This is a genomic window from Erwinia sp. TECH1 (assembly GCF_054057575.1).
The window spans coordinates 4,321,425-4,337,358 of record NZ_JBSRZK010000001.1 but is presented as its reverse complement, the minus strand read 5'-3'; the positions used below and the strand labels follow the sequence as shown (position 1 = coordinate 4,337,358).

General features: G+C 52.5%; 25 protein-coding genes. 21 read left to right on the top strand and 4 right to left on the bottom strand.

Annotated elements, in window-relative coordinates:
- Positions 1-161: 161 nt before the first annotated feature.
- The 21 genes from ACVWZ0_RS20385 to ACVWZ0_RS20285 all read left to right on the top strand — a co-directional run bounded on the left by ACVWZ0_RS20385 (position 162) and on the right by ACVWZ0_RS20285 (position 11,730).
- Entirely contained in the window at positions 162-1,637 is a 1,476-nt protein-coding gene (locus ACVWZ0_RS20385; RefSeq protein WP_301289651.1) for an 8-oxoguanine deaminase, read from the top strand.
- A 305-nt stretch (positions 1,638-1,942) separates the two neighbouring features.
- Entirely contained in the window at positions 1,943-2,314 is a 372-nt protein-coding gene (gene rplN, locus ACVWZ0_RS20380; protein WP_002919748.1) for a 50S ribosomal protein L14, read from the top strand.
- 10 nt (positions 2,315-2,324) lie between these two features.
- A complete protein-coding gene (gene rplX / locus ACVWZ0_RS20375) occupies positions 2,325-2,639 on the top strand; it encodes a 50S ribosomal protein L24 (protein WP_020322770.1) in 315 nt (104 codons plus the stop codon).
- A gap of 14 nt (positions 2,640-2,653) precedes the next feature.
- On the top strand, positions 2,654-3,193 hold the full coding sequence (gene rplE, locus ACVWZ0_RS20370; protein ID WP_024966584.1) for a 50S ribosomal protein L5: 540 nt from the start codon (positions 2,654-2,656) through the stop codon (positions 3,191-3,193).
- 14 nt (positions 3,194-3,207) lie between these two features.
- Positions 3,208-3,513, top strand: a complete 306-nt coding sequence (gene rpsN / locus ACVWZ0_RS20365) for a 30S ribosomal protein S14 (protein ID WP_052902737.1) — start codon at positions 3,208-3,210, stop codon at positions 3,511-3,513.
- 30 nt (positions 3,514-3,543) lie between these two features.
- Positions 3,544-3,936: a 30S ribosomal protein S8 gene (gene rpsH, locus ACVWZ0_RS20360; protein WP_052902739.1), complete on the top strand. Its 393-nt coding sequence runs from the start codon at positions 3,544-3,546 to the stop codon at positions 3,934-3,936.
- 11 nt (positions 3,937-3,947) lie between these two features.
- Positions 3,948-4,481: a 50S ribosomal protein L6 gene (gene rplF, locus ACVWZ0_RS20355; RefSeq protein WP_253457742.1), complete on the top strand. Its 534-nt coding sequence runs from the start codon at positions 3,948-3,950 to the stop codon at positions 4,479-4,481.
- A gap of 9 nt (positions 4,482-4,490) precedes the next feature.
- Positions 4,491-4,844: a 50S ribosomal protein L18 gene (gene rplR / locus ACVWZ0_RS20350; protein ID WP_004160572.1), complete on the top strand. Its 354-nt coding sequence runs from the start codon at positions 4,491-4,493 to the stop codon at positions 4,842-4,844.
- Between the two features lie 14 nt (positions 4,845-4,858).
- Positions 4,859-5,359 carry a 30S ribosomal protein S5 gene (rpsE, locus tag ACVWZ0_RS20345; protein ID WP_004160571.1) on the top strand — a complete coding sequence of 167 codons (501 nt, stop codon included), beginning with the start codon at positions 4,859-4,861 and terminating at the stop codon, positions 5,357-5,359.
- A gap of 5 nt (positions 5,360-5,364) precedes the next feature.
- Positions 5,365-5,544 carry a 50S ribosomal protein L30 gene (gene rpmD, locus ACVWZ0_RS20340; protein WP_004160569.1) on the top strand — a complete coding sequence of 60 codons (180 nt, stop codon included), beginning with the start codon at positions 5,365-5,367 and terminating at the stop codon, positions 5,542-5,544.
- Positions 5,545-5,547: 3 nt separating this feature from the next.
- Positions 5,548-5,982, top strand: a complete 435-nt coding sequence (rplO, locus tag ACVWZ0_RS20335) for a 50S ribosomal protein L15 (RefSeq protein WP_125290979.1) — start codon at positions 5,548-5,550, stop codon at positions 5,980-5,982.
- Positions 5,983-5,989: 7 nt separating this feature from the next.
- Positions 5,990-7,321 (top strand): preprotein translocase subunit SecY, encoded by a 1,332-nt coding sequence (gene secY / locus ACVWZ0_RS20330; RefSeq protein WP_124233601.1) that lies wholly within the window; start codon positions 5,990-5,992, stop codon positions 7,319-7,321.
- Between the two features lie 32 nt (positions 7,322-7,353).
- The gene (gene rpmJ / locus ACVWZ0_RS20325) at positions 7,354-7,470 is read left to right on the top strand and encodes a 50S ribosomal protein L36 (RefSeq protein ID WP_004160566.1); all 117 of its coding nucleotides are present in this window, start codon (positions 7,354-7,356) and stop codon (positions 7,468-7,470) included.
- Between the two features lie 135 nt (positions 7,471-7,605).
- Positions 7,606-7,962, top strand: a complete 357-nt coding sequence (rpsM, locus tag ACVWZ0_RS20320; RefSeq protein WP_048917626.1) for a 30S ribosomal protein S13 — start codon at positions 7,606-7,608, stop codon at positions 7,960-7,962.
- Positions 7,963-7,978: 16 nt separating this feature from the next.
- Positions 7,979-8,368, top strand: a complete 390-nt coding sequence (gene rpsK / locus ACVWZ0_RS20315; protein WP_034899652.1) for a 30S ribosomal protein S11 — start codon at positions 7,979-7,981, stop codon at positions 8,366-8,368.
- Positions 8,369-8,400: 32 nt separating this feature from the next.
- Positions 8,401-9,021, top strand: coding sequence for a 30S ribosomal protein S4 (gene rpsD / locus ACVWZ0_RS20310; protein ID WP_004160561.1), 621 nt, complete (start codon positions 8,401-8,403; stop codon positions 9,019-9,021).
- A 25-nt stretch (positions 9,022-9,046) separates the two neighbouring features.
- The gene (locus tag ACVWZ0_RS20305; RefSeq protein ID WP_002919219.1) at positions 9,047-10,036 is read left to right on the top strand and encodes a DNA-directed RNA polymerase subunit alpha; all 990 of its coding nucleotides are present in this window, start codon (positions 9,047-9,049) and stop codon (positions 10,034-10,036) included.
- Between the two features lie 40 nt (positions 10,037-10,076).
- Positions 10,077-10,460, top strand: coding sequence for a 50S ribosomal protein L17 (rplQ, locus tag ACVWZ0_RS20300; protein ID WP_120458461.1), 384 nt, complete (start codon positions 10,077-10,079; stop codon positions 10,458-10,460).
- Between the two features lie 116 nt (positions 10,461-10,576).
- Positions 10,577-10,960: a DnaJ family domain-containing protein gene (locus ACVWZ0_RS20295; RefSeq protein WP_253457745.1), complete on the top strand. Its 384-nt coding sequence runs from the start codon at positions 10,577-10,579 to the stop codon at positions 10,958-10,960.
- Positions 10,948-11,370, top strand: a complete 423-nt coding sequence (gene zntR / locus ACVWZ0_RS20290; protein ID WP_253457748.1) for a Zn(2+)-responsive transcriptional regulator — start codon at positions 10,948-10,950, stop codon at positions 11,368-11,370. The genes ACVWZ0_RS20295 and zntR overlap by 13 nt, the downstream gene beginning before the upstream one ends.
- A gap of 54 nt (positions 11,371-11,424) precedes the next feature.
- Positions 11,425-11,730, top strand: a complete 306-nt coding sequence (locus ACVWZ0_RS20285) for an alternative ribosome-rescue factor A (protein WP_301289652.1) — start codon at positions 11,425-11,427, stop codon at positions 11,728-11,730.
- Here ACVWZ0_RS20285 and mscL read toward each other — a convergent pair.
- From mscL to fmt, 4 genes are all read right to left on the bottom strand, one after another.
- The gene (mscL, locus tag ACVWZ0_RS20280; RefSeq protein ID WP_125290976.1) at positions 11,663-12,073 is read right to left on the bottom strand and encodes a large-conductance mechanosensitive channel protein MscL; all 411 of its coding nucleotides are present in this window, start codon (positions 12,071-12,073) and stop codon (positions 11,663-11,665) included. The genes ACVWZ0_RS20285 and mscL overlap by 68 nt on opposite strands.
- A gap of 140 nt (positions 12,074-12,213) precedes the next feature.
- On the bottom strand, positions 12,214-13,590 hold the full coding sequence (gene trkA, locus ACVWZ0_RS20275) for a Trk system potassium transporter TrkA (RefSeq protein ID WP_253457750.1): 1,377 nt from the start codon (positions 13,588-13,590) through the stop codon (positions 12,214-12,216).
- Positions 13,591-13,644: 54 nt separating this feature from the next.
- The gene (gene rsmB / locus ACVWZ0_RS20270; protein WP_253457753.1) at positions 13,645-14,934 is read right to left on the bottom strand and encodes a 16S rRNA (cytosine(967)-C(5))-methyltransferase RsmB; all 1,290 of its coding nucleotides are present in this window, start codon (positions 14,932-14,934) and stop codon (positions 13,645-13,647) included.
- 43 nt (positions 14,935-14,977) lie between these two features.
- Positions 14,978-15,922, bottom strand: coding sequence for a methionyl-tRNA formyltransferase (fmt, locus tag ACVWZ0_RS20265; protein WP_253457756.1), 945 nt, complete (start codon positions 15,920-15,922; stop codon positions 14,978-14,980).
- Between the last annotated feature and the right edge of the window lie 12 nt (positions 15,923-15,934).

The window sequence follows — 15,934 nt, the reverse complement described above, 5'->3', positions numbered from 1 at the left end:
AATGAATGCTCGCCGATTGCGGCAGCCGCCCGATGATCCCGATCACGTTTAATCTTTCCATAATGCTTAAGATAAGCTTATCGTTCGGCGCTGCCGGGCGGACTTGCGCAGGGCGCGTGGGTAGTCAGCCCTGTATCGGGAATACGACATGGAAAGTAATTATGCACAATCAACCAGACCAGACCCGTCGGCTGCTGCTGACTCTACCGCTGCTTGCCGCTTCCTCTAAACTTTTTGCCGTCTCGCCCTCTGCGGCCCCGGCTAAAGAGCATCATCCCGTAAAACCTGACCGGACGCTGCTGCTGAAAAACGCCGATATGATTGCCACTATGGATCACGAAAGGCGAGAGATCCGTCACGGCAGCATACTGATAAAAGGCAATGTTATTACGGCGGTCGGCAAAGCCGAAGAGCTACCGCAGCAGGCAGATGAGGTCATCGATCTGAAGGGACACATTGCCATTCCCGGGCTGATCAATACCCATCACCATATGTACCAGAGCCTGACACGGGTCATTCCTCCCGCCCAGGATGGCGAGCTGTTTAAATGGATCAGCAACCTTTATCCCATCTGGCAGAAAATGACGCCGGAGATGATCCGCGTTTCGACCATGATGTCGATGGCCGAGCTGATCCTGTCCGGCTGCACCACGACCAGCGATCATCTTTACCTTTATCCTGGTGGCTGTAAATTAGATGACAGTATTGACGCCGCCGCCCGGATGGGAATGCGTTTTCATGCCAGTCGCGGCAGCATGAGCCTGGGGCAGAGCAGGGGAGGACTGCCGCCGGATTCCCTGGTGGAAGACGAAGCGGCAATTTTGACCGACACCCAGCGGGTCATTGAGCGTTATCACGACGCCCGACGCGGCTCGATGCTGCGGATCGTAGTGGCGCCTTGCTCGCCTTTTTCCGTCACTCAGGATTTAATGAGGGAGTCGGCCAGCCTGGCGCGCAGCTATAAAGTGTCTCTGCACACTCATCTGGCGGAAAACGATAACGATGTTCGCTATAGCCAGGAAAAATTCAACCGTACGCCGGCGCACTATGTTGAAGAGCTGGGCTGGGTCGGGCATGACGTGTGGCATGCCCACTGCGTGAAGCTGGACGATTACGGCATTAACCTTTTTGCCCGCACCGGCACGGGCATTGCACACTGCCCCTGTTCCAATATGCGGCTGGCCTCCGGTATCGCACCAGTAAGAACCATGCTCAATGCCGGCGTGAATGTGGGATTGGGCGTGGATGGTTCGGCGTCAAATGACACGGCGGATATGATAGCGGAAGTGCGTCAGGCGATGCTGTTGCAGCGGGTTGGCTTCGGCCCGGATGCGATGACGGCCAGACAGGCGCTGGAACTGGCGACGCTTAACGGCGCAAAAGTGTTGAACCGTGACGATGTCGGCGCCATTGCGTCCGGTATGATGGCGGATATCGTCGCTTTCGATCTGAATCGTCCCGGCCTGGCAGGCGCCGGACACGATCCGCTGGCGGCGCTGGTCTTTTGCAATCCGGGAACGGTAGCTTACAGCGTGATTAATGGCAGAGTCGTGGTCGAGAAAGGGCAGATGACGGTGATGGATTTGGACAAAACCGTTGCGCAGCACAATGCGCTCGCCGCCACGCTTTATCCCTGAGCAGTGAAAATCGGCACAAAAGACGGTCAGAAAACCGTCTTTTTTACGAGCCGTTTCCAGAATTACGCCTTTAAACACCCATCAAGCTGAAGAAGTGTGCAGATTACGATTGCTACCGGGTGAACAATTCCTTAGAATGTCGCGTTCCTCAATTTAGAGGATCAAATATCGACTCGATATGAGTCGTTTATTTTTTCTACCCATATGCGAGATGCGGTGTTATAATGCTGCGCCCTCAATAATGGGGCTTTTATACGACCTGAATCAGGTCCCGAAGTAGTAGTTGACATTAGCGGAGCACTAAAATGATCCAAGAACAGACTATGCTGAACGTCGCCGACAACTCCGGTGCACGTCGCGTAATGTGTATCAAGGTTCTGGGTGGCTCGCACCGTCGCTACGCAGGCGTAGGCGATATCATCAAAATTACCATCAAGGAAGCAATTCCTCGCGGTAAGGTTAAGAAAGGTGATGTGCTGAAGGCGGTAGTGGTGCGCACCAAGAAGGGTGTTCGTCGCCCGGACGGTTCTGTCATTCGCTTCGATGGTAATGCATGCGTTATTCTGAACAATAACAGCGAGCAGCCTATCGGAACGCGTATTTTTGGGCCGGTAACTCGTGAACTTCGTACTGAAAAGTTCATGAAAATTATCTCTCTGGCACCAGAAGTACTCTAAGGAGCGAAAAATGGCAGCTAAAATCCGTCGCGATGACGAAGTTATCGTGCTGACCGGCAAAGATAAAGGTAAGCGCGGTAAAGTTAAGAACGTCCTGTCTTCTGGCAAGGTCATTGTTGAAGGTATCAACCTGGTGAAGAAACATCAGAAGCCGGTTCCGGCTCTGAACCAACCAGGTGGCATCGTTGAAAAAGAAGCCGCTATTCAGGTTTCCAACGTTGCGCTTTACAACACTGCCACCGGCAAGGCTGACCGTGTAGGCTTTAGATTCGAAGACGGCAAAAAAGTCCGTTTCTTCAAGTCTAACAGCGAAACTATCAAGTAATTTGGAGTAGTACGATGGCGAAACTGCATGATTACTACAAAGACGAAGTAGTTAAGAAACTCATGACTGAGTTTAACTACAATTCTGTCATGCAAGTCCCTCGGGTCGAGAAGATCACCCTGAACATGGGTGTTGGTGAAGCGATCGCTGACAAGAAACTGCTGGATAACGCAGCAGCTGACCTGGCAGCAATCTCCGGTCAAAAACCGTTTATCACCAAAGCACGCAAATCTGTTGCAGGCTTCAAAATCCGTCAGGGCTATCCGATCGGCTGTAAAGTAACTCTGCGTGGCGAACGCATGTGGGAGTTCTTTGAGCGTCTGATCTCTATTGCTGTACCTCGTATCCGTGACTTCCGTGGCCTGTCCGCTAAGTCATTCGACGGTCGTGGTAACTACAGCATGGGCGTTCGTGAGCAGATCATCTTCCCAGAAATCGACTATGACAAAGTCGATCGCGTTCGTGGTTTGGATATTACCATTACCACTACTGCGAAATCTGACGATGAAGGCCGTGCTCTGCTGGCTGCCTTTGACTTCCCGTTCCGCAAGTAAGGTAGGGTTACTTCATGGCTAAGCAATCGATGAAGGCACGCGAAGTCGTTCGCGTAAAACTGGCTGATAAATACCGCGCTAAACGCGAGGAATTAAAAGCTATCATCTCTAGTGTGAACTCTTCCGACGAAGATCGTTGGAATGCGGTTCTCAAGCTGCAAACTCTGCCGCGTGATTCCAGCCCGTCCCGTCAGCGTAACCGCTGCCGCCAAACTGGCCGTCCACATGGTTATGTGGGCAAATTCGGGTTGAGCCGTATCAAGCTGCGTGAAGCCGCCATGCGCGGTGAAGTGCCTGGCTTGAAAAAGGCTAGCTGGTAATTACCAATTGAATCACGGGAGTAAAGACAGATGAGCATGCAAGATCCGATCGCGGATATGCTGACCCGTATCCGTAACGGTCAGGCCGCGAACAAAGTTGCGGTCACCATGCCTTCCTCCAAGCTGAAAGTGGCAATTGCCAACGTGCTGAAGGAAGAAGGATATATTGAAGAATTTAAAATCGAAGGCGACACCAAGCCAGAACTGGAACTGACTCTTAAGTATTTCCAGGGCAAGGCTGTGGTAGAAAGCATTCAGCGTGTAAGCCGTCCAGGTCTGCGTATCTACAAACGCAAAGACGAACTGCCAAAAGTAATGGCTGGACTGGGTATCGCTGTTGTTTCTACCTCTAAAGGTGTCATGACCGATCGTGCAGCGCGCCAGGCTGGTCTTGGTGGCGAAATTATCTGCTACGTAGCTTAACGGAGGAAAGAATGTCTCGTGTTGCTAAAGCACCTGTCGTCATTCCTGCCGGCGTAGAGGTAAAACTCGACGGTCAGGTTATTTCGATTAAAGGTAAAAACGGCGAGCTGACTCGTACTATCAACAATGCTGTAGAAGTTAAGCATGCTGACAACACTCTGACTTTCGCACCACGCGAAGGTTTTGCAGACGGTTGGGCACAGGCTGGTACTTCTCGCGCACTGCTGAACAGTATGGTTATCGGTGTTACCGAAGGCTTCACTAAGAAGCTGCAGCTGGTTGGTGTAGGTTATCGTGCGGCCGTGAAAGGCAACGCTGTGAGTCTGGCCCTGGGCTTTTCTCACCCTGTTGAACACGCGCTGCCAGCGGGAATCACTGCTGAATGCCCAACTCAAACTGAAATCGTGCTGAAAGGCGCTGATAAGCAGATGATTGGACAGGTTGCAGCCGATCTGCGCGCCTACCGTCGTCCTGAGCCTTATAAAGGCAAGGGTGTTCGTTACGCCGACGAAGTCGTGCGTACCAAAGAGGCTAAGAAGAAGTAAGGTAACACTATGGATAAGAAATCTGCTCGTATCCGTCGTGCGACCCGCGCACGCCGCAAGCTCAAAGAGCTGGGTGCAACTCGCCTGGTGGTACATCGTACCCCGCGTCATATTTACGCACAGGTAATTGCTCCAAACGGTTCTGAAGTTCTGGTTGCTGCTTCTACAGTAGAAAAAGCAATCAGTGAGCAACTGAAGTACACTGGAAACAAAGACGCCGCCGCCGCTGTTGGTAAAGCAGTTGCTGAGCGCGCAATCGAAAAAGGCATCACTGGTGTTTCTTTCGACCGCTCTGGTTTCCAATATCATGGTCGTGTCCAGGCACTGGCAGATGCTGCCCGTGAAGCTGGCCTACAGTTCTAAGGTAGAGGTGTAAGATGGCACACATCGAAAAACAAGCTGGCGAACTGCAGGAAAAGCTGATCGCGGTAAATCGCGTATCGAAAACCGTTAAAGGTGGTCGTATTTTCTCCTTCACTGCACTGACAGTGGTAGGCGACGGTAACGGTCGCATCGGTTTTGGTTACGGTAAAGCGCGTGAAGTTCCAGCAGCGATCCAGAAAGCGATGGAAAAAGCTCGTCGCAATATGATCAATGTCGCGCTGAACAACGGCACCCTGCAGCACCCTGTTAAAGGTGTGCACACAGGTTCTCGTGTGTTCATGCAGCCGGCTTCTGAAGGTACCGGTATCATTGCCGGCGGTGCAATGCGCGCCGTTCTGGAAGTCGCTGGGGTTCATAACGTTCTGGCTAAAGCCTACGGTTCCACTAACCCGATTAACGTGGTTCGTGCAACGCTGGATGGCCTGGCCAACATGAATTCCCCAGAAATGGTCGCTGCCAAGCGTGGCAAATCCGTTGAAGACATTCTGGGGTAATGACCATGGCTAAGACTATTAAAATTACTCAAACCCGCAGTTCGATCGGACGTTTGCCGAAACACAAGGCAACGCTGCTTGGCCTGGGTCTGCGTCGTATTAACCACACCGTAGAGCGTGAAGACACGCCAGCTGTACGCGGCATGGTTAACGCGATTTCCTACATGGTTAAAGTGGAGGAGTAACAGATGCGTTTAAATACTCTGTCTCCGGCCGACGGGTCTAAACACGCTTCCAAGCGTCTGGGTCGTGGTATCGGTTCTGGCCTCGGTAAAACCGGCGGTCGTGGTCACAAAGGTCAGAACTCTCGTTCTGGCGGTGGCGTACGTCGTGGGTTCGAAGGTGGCCAGATGCCTCTGTACCGTCGTCTGCCGAAATTCGGTTTCACCTCTCGCAAATCTATGGTTACGACAGAAGTTCGTCTGTCTGACCTGGCGAAAGTTGAAGGCGGGATCGTCGACCTGAACACGCTGAAAGCGGCCAACATTATCGGTATTCAGATCGAATTCGCTAAGGTTATCCTGTCTGGCGAAGTCTCTGCTCCGGTAACGGTTCGCGGTCTGCGTGTCACTAAAGGCGCTCGTGCTGCAATCGAAGCTGCTGGCGGTAAAATTGAGGAATAAGTAGCAGATGGCTAAGCAACCGGGATTAGATTTTCAAAGTGCCAAAGGTGGTTTTGGCGAACTAAAACGCAGACTTCTGTTTGTGATTGGTGCGCTGATTGTATTCCGCATTGGCTCTTTTATTCCAATCCCTGGTATCGATGCCACTGTACTTGCCAAACTGCTTGAGCAACAGCGTGGCACCATCATTGAAATGTTCAACATGTTCTCTGGTGGTGCTCTGAGCCGTGCTTCTATCTTTGCCCTGGGTATTATGCCGTATATTTCGGCCTCGATTATTATCCAGCTGCTGACCGTGGTTCATCCCGCGCTGGCAGAAATAAAGAAAGAAGGGGAGGCTGGCCGTCGTAAGATTAGCCAGTACACCCGCTACGGCACACTGGTACTGGGCATATTTCAGTCTATCGGTATTGCTACCGGTCTGCCGAATATGCCTGGAATGCAGGGCCTGGTGTTAAACCCAGGCTTTGCCTTCTACTTTACCGCTGTTGTCAGCCTGGTGACCGGGACAATGTTCCTGATGTGGCTGGGTGAACAGATTACTGAGCGGGGTATCGGCAACGGTATCTCCATCATAATCTTCGCTGGTATTGTTGCGGGACTGCCGCCGGCCATTGGCCATACCATCGAGCAAGCGCGGCAAGGCGACCTGCACTTCCTCCTGTTGCTGTTGGTTGCAGTTCTTGTATTTGCAGTGACCTTCTTCGTTGTTTTCGTTGAGCGTGGTCAACGCCGCATTGTGGTGAACTATGCGAAACGTCAGCAAGGCCGTCGTGTCTATGCTGCGCAGAGCACACATTTACCGTTGAAAGTGAATATGGCAGGGGTTATCCCGGCAATCTTTGCTTCCAGCATTATCCTGTTCCCGGCGACCATAGCTTCATGGTTCGGGGGCGGAACCGGTTGGAACTGGCTGACGACTATTTCAATGTATTTGCAGCCTGGTCAACCGCTTTATGTGTTACTCTATGCGACTGCAATCATCTTCTTCTGTTTCTTCTATACGGCGTTGGTTTTCAACCCGCGTGAAACAGCAGATAACCTGAAGAAGTCTGGTGCATTTGTACCAGGAATTCGTCCGGGAGAACAGACGGCGAAGTACATCGATAAAGTAATGACTCGCCTCACGTTAGTGGGTGCGCTCTACATTACTTTCATCTGCCTAATCCCGGAGTTCATGCGTGATGCGATGAAAGTTCCATTCTACTTCGGCGGTACTTCACTGCTGATCGTAGTTGTTGTCATCATGGACTTTATGGCTCAAGTGCAAACTCTGATGATGTCCAGTCAATACGAGTCTGCATTGAAGAAAGCAAACCTGAAGGGCTACGGCCGTTAATTCAGGCGCTTGAGAAGTTACGGAGAGTAAAAATGAAAGTTCGTGCTTCCGTCAAGAAATTATGTCGTAACTGCAAAATCATCCGTCGTGATGGTGTCGTACGTGTGATTTGCAGCGCCGAGCCTAAGCATAAACAGCGTCAGGGCTAATATTTTTCTTGCAAAGTCGGGTTGAGCTGGCTAGATTAGCCAGCCAATCTTTTGTATGTCTATGCGTTTCCATTTGAGTATCCTGAAAACGGGCTTTTCAGCATGGGGCGCATATTTAAATAGTAGGAGTGCATAGTGGCCCGTATAGCAGGCATTAACATTCCTGATCATAAACATACTGTTATCGCACTAACCGCGATCTTCGGTATCGGCAAGACCCGCTCACAGGCTATCTGTGCATCAACGGGAATCGCTGAAAATGTTAAGATCAGTGAGCTGTCTGAAGAACAAATCGACATTCTGCGTGACGCAGTTGCAAAGTTTGTTGTTGAAGGCGATCTGCGTCGTGAAGTCACCCTGAGCATCAAGCGTCTGATGGACCTTGGTTGCTATCGTGGTTTACGTCATCGTCGTGGTCTTCCAGTGCGCGGTCAGCGTACCAAGACCAACGCACGTACCCGTAAGGGTCCGCGTAAACCGATCAAGAAATAATCGGGGTGATTGAATAATGGCAAAGGCACCAGTTCGTGCACGCAAGCGTGTAAGAAAGCAAGTCTCTGATGGCGTGGCTCATGTCCATGCATCTTTCAACAACACCATCGTGACCATTACCGATCGTCAGGGTAACGCGCTGGGTTGGGCAACAGCCGGTGGTTCCGGTTTCCGTGGTTCTCGTAAATCTACGCCGTTCGCTGCACAGGTTGCCGCTGAACGTTGCGCAGACGCCGTGAAAGAGTACGGTATTAAGAACCTGGAAGTTATGGTTAAGGGTCCTGGTCCAGGCCGCGAATCAACGATTCGTGCTCTGAACGCTGCTGGTTTCCGCATCACTAATATTACTGATGTGACTCCGATCCCTCACAACGGTTGTCGTCCGCCGAAAAAACGCCGCGTATAACGCTCGTTTTTTAGGAATGTTGGAGAAAGAAAATGGCAAGATATTTGGGTCCTAAGCTCAAGCTGAGCCGTCGTGAAGGTACAGACCTCTTCCTGAAGTCTGGCGTTCGCGCGATTGATACCAAGTGTAAGATTGAACAAGCCCCTGGCCAGCACGGTGCGCGTAAACCGCGTCTGTCTGACTATGGCGTACAGTTACGTGAAAAGCAAAAAGTTCGTCGTATCTACGGCGTGCTGGAGCGTCAGTTCCGTAACTATTATAAAGAAGCAGCACGTCTGAAAGGCAACACCGGTGAAAACCTGTTAGCTCTGCTGGAAGGTCGTCTGGATAACGTTGTTTACCGTATGGGCTTTGGCGCCACTCGTGCAGAAGCACGTCAGCTGGTTAGTCACAAATCCATCATGGTAAATGGTCGCGTTGTTAGCATCGCTTCTTATCAGGTAACTCCGAATGACGTTGTTAGCATCCGTGAGAAAGCCAAAAAGCAGTCTCGCGTGAAAGCCGCTCTGGAGCTGGCTGAGCAGCGTGAAAAGCCAACCTGGCTGGAAGTTGATGCAACTAAGATGGAAGGTGTGTTCAAACGTATTCCTGAACGTACCGATCTGTCTGCGGACATTAACGAACACCTGATCGTCGAGCTTTACTCCAAGTAAAGCTTAGTACCAAAGAGAGGACACAATGCAGGGTTCTGTGACAGAGTTTCTAAAACCGCGCCTGGTAGATATCGAGCAAGTGAGTTCGACGCACGCCAAGGTGACCCTTGAGCCTTTAGAGCGTGGCTTTGGCCATACTCTTGGTAACGCACTGCGCCGTATTCTGCTTTCATCAATGCCGGGTTGCGCGGTGACCGAGGTTGAAATTGATGGTGTACTACATGAGTACAGCACCAAAGAGGGCGTACAGGAAGATATCCTGGAAATCCTGCTCAACCTGAAAGGGCTGGCGGTAAGAGTTCAGGGGAAAGATGAAGTTATTCTTACTCTGAATAAATCTGGCATTGGCCCTGTGACTGCAGCCGATATCACCCATGATGGTGATGTCGAAATCGTCAAGCCGCAGCACGTGATCTGCCACCTGACTGATGAGAACGCGGCTATCAGCATGCGTATCAAAGTTCAGCGCGGTCGTGGTTATGTGCCGGCTTCTGCCCGAATTCATTCGGAAGAAGATGAGCGCCCGATCGGTCGTCTGTTGGTCGACGCCTGCTACAGCCCTGTAGAGCGTATTGCCTACAATGTTGAAGCAGCGCGTGTAGAACAGCGTACTGACCTGGACAAGCTGGTCATCGAAATGGAAACCAACGGCACTATCGATCCTGAAGAAGCGATCCGCCGTGCGGCAACCATTCTGGCTGAACAACTGGAAGCTTTCGTTGACTTACGTGATGTACGTCAGCCGGAAGTGAAAGAAGAGAAACCAGAATTCGATCCGATCCTGCTGCGCCCTGTTGACGATCTGGAATTGACTGTCCGCTCTGCTAACTGCCTTAAGGCAGAAGCTATCCACTACATCGGTGATCTGGTACAGCGTACCGAGGTTGAGCTGCTTAAAACGCCTAACCTTGGTAAAAAATCTCTTACCGAGATTAAAGACGTGCTGGCTTCTCGTGGTCTGTCTCTGGGCATGCGCCTGGAAAACTGGCCGCCCGCTAGCATCGCTGATGAATAACCCGATCACAGGTTAAGGTTTCACTGAGAAGGATAAGGTCATGCGCCATCGTAAGAGTGGTCGTCAACTGAACCGCAACAGCAGCCATCGCCAGGCTATGTTCCGCAACATGGCAGGCTCTTTGGTTCGTCATGAAATCATCAAGACGACCCTGCCAAAAGCGAAAGAGCTGCGTCGTGTAGTTGAGCCGCTGATTACTCTTGCCAAGACCGACAGCGTAGCTAATCGTCGTCTGGCATTCGCCCGCACTCGTGATAACGAGATCGTGGCAAAACTGTTTAACGAGCTGGGCCCGCGTTTCGCGAGCCGTGCCGGTGGATACACTCGTATTCTGAAGTGTGGCTTCCGCGCTGGTGACAACGCTCCGATGGCTTACATCGAGCTGGTTGATCGTCCAGAAGCTCAAGCAGAAGCAGCAGAGTAATATCTGCCGCAATCTGGAAAAACCGGGCGTATGCCCGGTTTTTTTATATCTGAAATTTCCCCTCCCTTTTACAACGCGCTATCCTGTTTGTTCTTTCCCCCGTCCACGAGGTCATGATGTGGTTATTTGACCAGCTGGTAGAACAGCACATTGCTGAAGCCCAAAAAAAGGGTGAATTCGATAATCTGCCCGGTAGCGGTAAAAAGCTGGCGCTGGATGACGACAGTCACGTGCCGCCCGAACTGCGCGCGGCGTATCGCCTGATGAAGAATTCCGGTTTTCTCCCGCCCGAGCTGGAAATGCGTCGCGAAGCGGTGGAGCTCAACGAACTGCTTGCCGGTATTGAACCCACGGATGAGCGCTATGCTCAACATGCTAAACACCTCGCGCTTTTAGAAAGCAAGCTCAGGCAGGCAGGAATGAGTACCGACTTCCTCAGGAGCGAGTATGGCGGGCAATTACAGCAGCGGCTTTTTGGAGAAAAGGCATGTATAAAATAGGTCAGCTGGCGAAACTGGCGGACGTAACGCCCGATACGATCCGCTATTATGAAAAGCAGCAAATGATGGATCATGAGATCCGCACGGAAGGCGGTTTCCGGCTCTATAGCCAGAACGATCTTCAGCGGCTGCGGTTTATTCGTTATGGCAGACAGCTGGGCTTTAGCCTGGAAGCCATTCGTGAACTGCTTTCAATCCGCATCGATCCTGAACACCATACCTGTCAGGAGTCGAAAACTATTGTGCAAACGAGACTGCAGGAAGTCGAAAGCATGATCGCTGAACTGCAACATATGCAGCGTTCACTGACCAGGCTGAATGATGCCTGCTGCGGGACGGCTCACAGCAGCGTTTACTGCTCCATACTGGAAGCGTTAGAAAAAGGCGCGCTGGCCCCGACGGCGGATTGATCTTTTGCCGTTTGAGTTCTATATTCATTGCCGATTCAACCATAAGGAAGGTATATGACTAAATATCAGCACAAGAAAGGCACCATTCGCGATAACGCGCTGGAGGCTTTACTACACGATCCGCTGTTCAAAACGCGTATCGAAGCGAATAAAAAAGGCAAAGGCAGCTATCGGCGTAAGGACAAGCACGTAGCCCGGGAGGCCAGTGGTAAAGCAGACTTTACCACTGGCCTTCTGCTTTCAGGCCATAAAAAAACCGCCCTTGAAGGCGGTTCTTTTTTTACTGGTACTGTCAGATCTGACCGTTTTTCTGCTTCAGCAAATCACGGATTTCAGTCAGCAGCGTTTCTTCCGCGCTGATTTTAGGCGCAGGCTTTTCAACTTCTTTCTTCTTGTGCAGCTTGTTCATCAGCTTAATAGCCAGGAAGATAGCGAAAGCCACGATGATAAAATCAAAAACGTTCTGTAGGAAGATACCGTACTGCATCACAACCGCAGGCGCATCGCCGACGGCAGGTTTCAGTACCCAGCCAAACTGTTTAAAGTCTATTCCACCAATCAATAATCCCAGCGGCGGCATAATAATGTTCGCCACTAAAGAAGAAACGATCTTACCGAATGCGGCACCAATAATTACACCGACCGCCAGATCGACAACGTTGCCGCGCATAGCGAAATCGCGAAACTCTTTGAATAAACTCATTGTTATCTCCTTTCCTGTGCCAGTGAGTAAGTCTAACAAACGAACCGGCTTTTGCCATGTTAACGGCGGAGAAAAACAAGACGGGTGAAAAGAGCAGCGCTAAGGGGTAACACGGCGCCAGTCCCTGGCAGCGCGAAGCGTTATAAAAAGAACGGGCTGGGCTGGAACAGTCTTTCCACGTCTGGCACAAATTTCTTGTCGGTCAGGAACATGATCACATGATCGCCTTGTTCGATCCGCAGATTGTCGTTAGCGATCATTACATCATCGCCGCGCACAACCGCGCCAATAATAGTCCCCGGCGGCAGCTTGATATCGTCAATCGATCTGCCGACAACGCGCGAGGTGGTTTCGTCCCCATGCGCGATCGCCTCGATCGCTTCGGCCACGCCACGGCGCAGCGAGGAGACGCCGACAATATCGGCCTTACGCACGTGGCCCAGCAGCGCAGAAATCGTCGCCTGCTGCGGCGAGATGGCGATATCGATCACGCTGCCCTGCACCAGATCGACGTAGGCTTTTCGCTGGATCAGCACCATCACTTTCTTCGCGCCCATCTTCTTCGCCAGCATTGCCGACATGATATTAGCTTCGTCGTCATTGGTAATGGCAATAAAAAGATCGATCTGATCGATATGCTCTTCGGCCAGCAGTTCCTGATCCGACGCATCGCCGTAAAAGACGATGGTGTTTTGCAGCAGCTCGGCCAGCTCGGCGGCGCGCTGCTGATTACGTTCAATCAGTTTTACGCTGTAATTTTTTTCCAGCCGCTGTGCCAGACCCGATCCAATATTACCGCCGCCAACAATCATAATGCGCTTATAGGGCTTTTCCAGACGCTGGTATTCGCTCATTACGGCACGGATATGCTGGCTTGCGGCGATAAAAAAGACCTCGTCGCCTGCTTCCACAATCGTTGAACCCTGCGGACGGATAGGGCGGTCCTGACGGAAGATAGCGGCGACGCGCGTATCAATGTGCGGCATATGCTCACGCATGATCGCCAGAGGATTACCGACCAGCGGCCCGCCATAATAGGCTTTTACTACCGCCAGGCTGACCTTGCCTTCGGCGAAATTGACCACCTGTAGCGCGCCCGGGTACTCGATTAGCCGGTAAATATTGTCGATAACCAGCTGTTCTGGCGAGATCAAATGATCAATCGGCACGGCTTCCGGGATAAAGAGCCGGTCGGCATCGCGCAGATAGTCCGGCGCGCGAATACGGGCAATACGGTTTGGCGTATTAAAAAGAGAGTAGGCTACCTGGCAGGCAACCATATTGGTTTCGTCCGAGCTGGTTACCGCTACCAGCATATCGGCATCTTCCGCGCCCGCTTCACGCAGCACCCGTGGATGGGAACCGTGGCCCTGCACAACGCGTAAATCGTATTTATCCTGTAACTGACGCAGGCGACCGGAATCCGTATCCACCACGGTAATATCGTTGTTTTCACCTACCAGGTTTTCGGCAAGCGTGCCGCCGACCTGACCGGCGCCAAGAATAATGATTTTCATTGTGCTTCAGTCTGTTCAGGAAAATGGATTAGGCCGGACGTGCCGGCCGCTACGTTATTTTTTTACCAGCTTCGCATAATAAAACCCGTCACCGCCCTGAGCATCAGGAAAAACCTGAATCCCTGGCTGCTTTTCGTCACCGGTATCACTCAGCGTAGCATCAGTATGACGCGCTAAGAATGCCGCAACCTGCAGATGGTTTTCTTCCGGCAGAACCGAACAGGTAGCATAGAGCAAAGTGCCGCCGGGCTTCAGATGTGGCCAGACAGCATCCAGAATTTGCTGCTGAATAGCCGCCAGTTCGGGAATATCGCGGTCGCGACGCAGCCATTTAATATCCGGATGACGACGAATAACGCCGGTTGCCGAGCATGGCGCATCCAATAAAATGCGATCGAACTGCCTGTCGCCGCACCATTGTTCAGGCGCTGTCCCATCGCCGACTTTCACTTCGGCAGTCATATTCAGCCGCTGCAAATTTTCGCTGACCCTGGCCAGCCGCTTTGCATCGATATCTACGGCCAGCACGCTGGCTTCAGGCGCGGCTTCCAGAATATGCGTGGTTTTACCGCCCGGCGCGGCGCAGAGATCCAGAATCGTTTCGCCGTTTTGCGGATCGAGCAAGGCGACACAGCCTTGGGCAGAGGCATCCTGTACCGTTACCCAGCCCAGATCGAATCCGGGTAGCTGCGAGACCGGGCAGGGAGCTTCAAGCCGTAGAGCATCCTTGTGCACCGGATGCGGCTCGGCATTTTTACCGGCTTCCTGCAGCAGCGTCAGCCACTCTTCACGGCTGTGATGCTGTCGATTAACGCGCAGCCACATTGGCGGGCGCTGGTTGTTAGCGTCCACGATTTGCGGCCACTGCTCGGGCCAGGCGTTTCTGAGCCTTGCCAGCAGCCATTTCGGATGCAGGTACTGCTGATCGCCTTCGGCCATCGCCGTCGTCAGTTCCTCCTGCTTGCGCTGGAACTGGCGCAGTACGCCGTTGATCAGCCCCTTCAACTGCTGCCGTTTGAGTGCGACCGCGCCTTCCACCGTCTCCGCCAGCGCGGCGTGAGCAGGGATACGGGTAAACATCAGCTGGTAAAGACCCACCATAATCAGGAAATGAACGGCGCGTTGCTTTCCGGTAAGCGGGCGCTCCATCAGCTGACTGATAACCCACTCCAGCTGCGGCAGCGTACGCAACACGCCATAGCAAAGCTCCTGTAGCAGCGCGGCGTCTTTTTCCGCCAGCAATTTTTGCGCGACAGGCAGCACGGTGCTTAATGACTCGCCACGCTCGACTACTTTCTCAATAGTCTCGGCAGCCACGCTGCGCAGATTGGTATTTTTTTTCATAGGATCGCTTTAAATATCGCCCGACACGAAGTCGGGCGAGGAGTCAGGCAAGGATGTTGCCAGGATTAAACCATTCACGGCGGGAGTTCAGCAGGTCCTGCGCCTTCATGGCTTTTTTACCGGCAGGCTGTAGCTCTTCGATATTGAGAACGCCATCGGCAGTCGCAATCTGGATGCCGTTTTTGTCCGCCTGCACAATTTCGCCAGGCTGTTTTGCCACGTGCGGCAATACCGAGGCTTTCCACACTTTGACCGGCTGGTCGTCAATAGTGAAATAGCTGACCGGCCAGGGATTAAAAGCGCGAATGCAGCGTTCCAGCTGAGCGGCGGATAGCGTCCAGTCCAGCTTCGCTTCTTCTTTACTGAGCTTTTCCGCATAGCTAACCAGCGCTTCATCCTGTACTTCCGGCTGCGCGCTGCCGCTGGCAAGCTGCTCAAGCGTGGTCAACATGCCCTGCGGGCCAAGTTCGGCCAGCTTCTGATAGAGGCTGGCGCTGGTATCGTCCGCTTCAATCGGGCAGGCCAGCTTGTGCAGCATATCGCCGGTATCCAGGCCTACATCCATCTGCATGATGGTCACGCCGGTTTCCGCATCGCCAGCCCAGAGCGAACGCTGGATAGGCGCCGCGCCGCGCCATTTTGGCAGCAGCGAACCGTGTACGTTAATACAGCCCAGGCGCGGCATAGCCAGCACGGCGGCCGGCAGGATCAGGCCATAAGCCACCACGACCATAACGTCAGCGTGCAGATCGGCAACCAGCTGCTGGTTTTCTTCGGGACGCAGGGATTTTGGCTGAAACACGGGAATGCCATGCTGCTCAGCCAGCTGTTTAACCGGGCTGGCCGTCAGCTTGTTGCCGCGGCCCGCCGGACGGTCGGGCTGGGTAAAAACGCCTACTACTTTGTGGCTGGACGACAGCAGCGCATCAAGATGACGCGCTGCAAAGTCAGGCGTGCCGGCAAAGATAATGTTTAAAGAGTCGGACACGGGGTTCCCTTC

What these genes read in the sequence shown, in the direction of transcription:
- ACVWZ0_RS20385 (WP_301289651.1), top strand. Translation starts at nt 162, where the DNA reads ATGCACAATCAACCAGACCAGACCCGTCGGCTGCTGCTGACTCTACCG.
- rplN (WP_002919748.1), top strand. Translation starts at nt 1,943, where the DNA reads ATGATCCAAGAACAGACTATGCTGAACGTCGCCGACAACTCCGGTGCA.
- rplX (WP_020322770.1), top strand. Translation starts at nt 2,325, where the DNA reads ATGGCAGCTAAAATCCGTCGCGATGACGAAGTTATCGTGCTGACCGGC.
- rplE (WP_024966584.1), top strand. Translation starts at nt 2,654, where the DNA reads ATGGCGAAACTGCATGATTACTACAAAGACGAAGTAGTTAAGAAACTC.
- rpsN (WP_052902737.1), top strand. Translation starts at nt 3,208, where the DNA reads ATGGCTAAGCAATCGATGAAGGCACGCGAAGTCGTTCGCGTAAAACTG.
- rpsH (WP_052902739.1), top strand. Translation starts at nt 3,544, where the DNA reads ATGAGCATGCAAGATCCGATCGCGGATATGCTGACCCGTATCCGTAAC.
- rplF (WP_253457742.1), top strand. Translation starts at nt 3,948, where the DNA reads ATGTCTCGTGTTGCTAAAGCACCTGTCGTCATTCCTGCCGGCGTAGAG.
- rplR (WP_004160572.1), top strand. Translation starts at nt 4,491, where the DNA reads ATGGATAAGAAATCTGCTCGTATCCGTCGTGCGACCCGCGCACGCCGC.
- rpsE (WP_004160571.1), top strand. Translation starts at nt 4,859, where the DNA reads ATGGCACACATCGAAAAACAAGCTGGCGAACTGCAGGAAAAGCTGATC.
- rpmD (WP_004160569.1), top strand. Translation starts at nt 5,365, where the DNA reads ATGGCTAAGACTATTAAAATTACTCAAACCCGCAGTTCGATCGGACGT.
- rplO (WP_125290979.1), top strand. Translation starts at nt 5,548, where the DNA reads ATGCGTTTAAATACTCTGTCTCCGGCCGACGGGTCTAAACACGCTTCC.
- secY (WP_124233601.1), top strand. Translation starts at nt 5,990, where the DNA reads ATGGCTAAGCAACCGGGATTAGATTTTCAAAGTGCCAAAGGTGGTTTT.
- rpmJ (WP_004160566.1), top strand. Translation starts at nt 7,354, where the DNA reads ATGAAAGTTCGTGCTTCCGTCAAGAAATTATGTCGTAACTGCAAAATC.
- rpsK (WP_034899652.1), top strand. Translation starts at nt 7,979, where the DNA reads ATGGCAAAGGCACCAGTTCGTGCACGCAAGCGTGTAAGAAAGCAAGTC.
- rpsD (WP_004160561.1), top strand. Translation starts at nt 8,401, where the DNA reads ATGGCAAGATATTTGGGTCCTAAGCTCAAGCTGAGCCGTCGTGAAGGT.
- ACVWZ0_RS20305 (WP_002919219.1), top strand. Translation starts at nt 9,047, where the DNA reads ATGCAGGGTTCTGTGACAGAGTTTCTAAAACCGCGCCTGGTAGATATC.
- rplQ (WP_120458461.1), top strand. Translation starts at nt 10,077, where the DNA reads ATGCGCCATCGTAAGAGTGGTCGTCAACTGAACCGCAACAGCAGCCAT.
- ACVWZ0_RS20295 (WP_253457745.1), top strand. Translation starts at nt 10,577, where the DNA reads ATGTGGTTATTTGACCAGCTGGTAGAACAGCACATTGCTGAAGCCCAA.
- zntR (WP_253457748.1), top strand. Translation starts at nt 10,948, where the DNA reads ATGTATAAAATAGGTCAGCTGGCGAAACTGGCGGACGTAACGCCCGAT.
- ACVWZ0_RS20285 (WP_301289652.1), top strand. Translation starts at nt 11,425, where the DNA reads ATGACTAAATATCAGCACAAGAAAGGCACCATTCGCGATAACGCGCTG.
- mscL (WP_125290976.1), bottom strand. Translation starts at nt 12,073, where the DNA reads ATGAGTTTATTCAAAGAGTTTCGCGATTTCGCTATGCGCGGCAACGTT.
- trkA (WP_253457750.1), bottom strand. Translation starts at nt 13,590, where the DNA reads ATGAAAATCATTATTCTTGGCGCCGGTCAGGTCGGCGGCACGCTTGCC.
- rsmB (WP_253457753.1), bottom strand. Translation starts at nt 14,934, where the DNA reads ATGAAAAAAAATACCAATCTGCGCAGCGTGGCTGCCGAGACTATTGAG.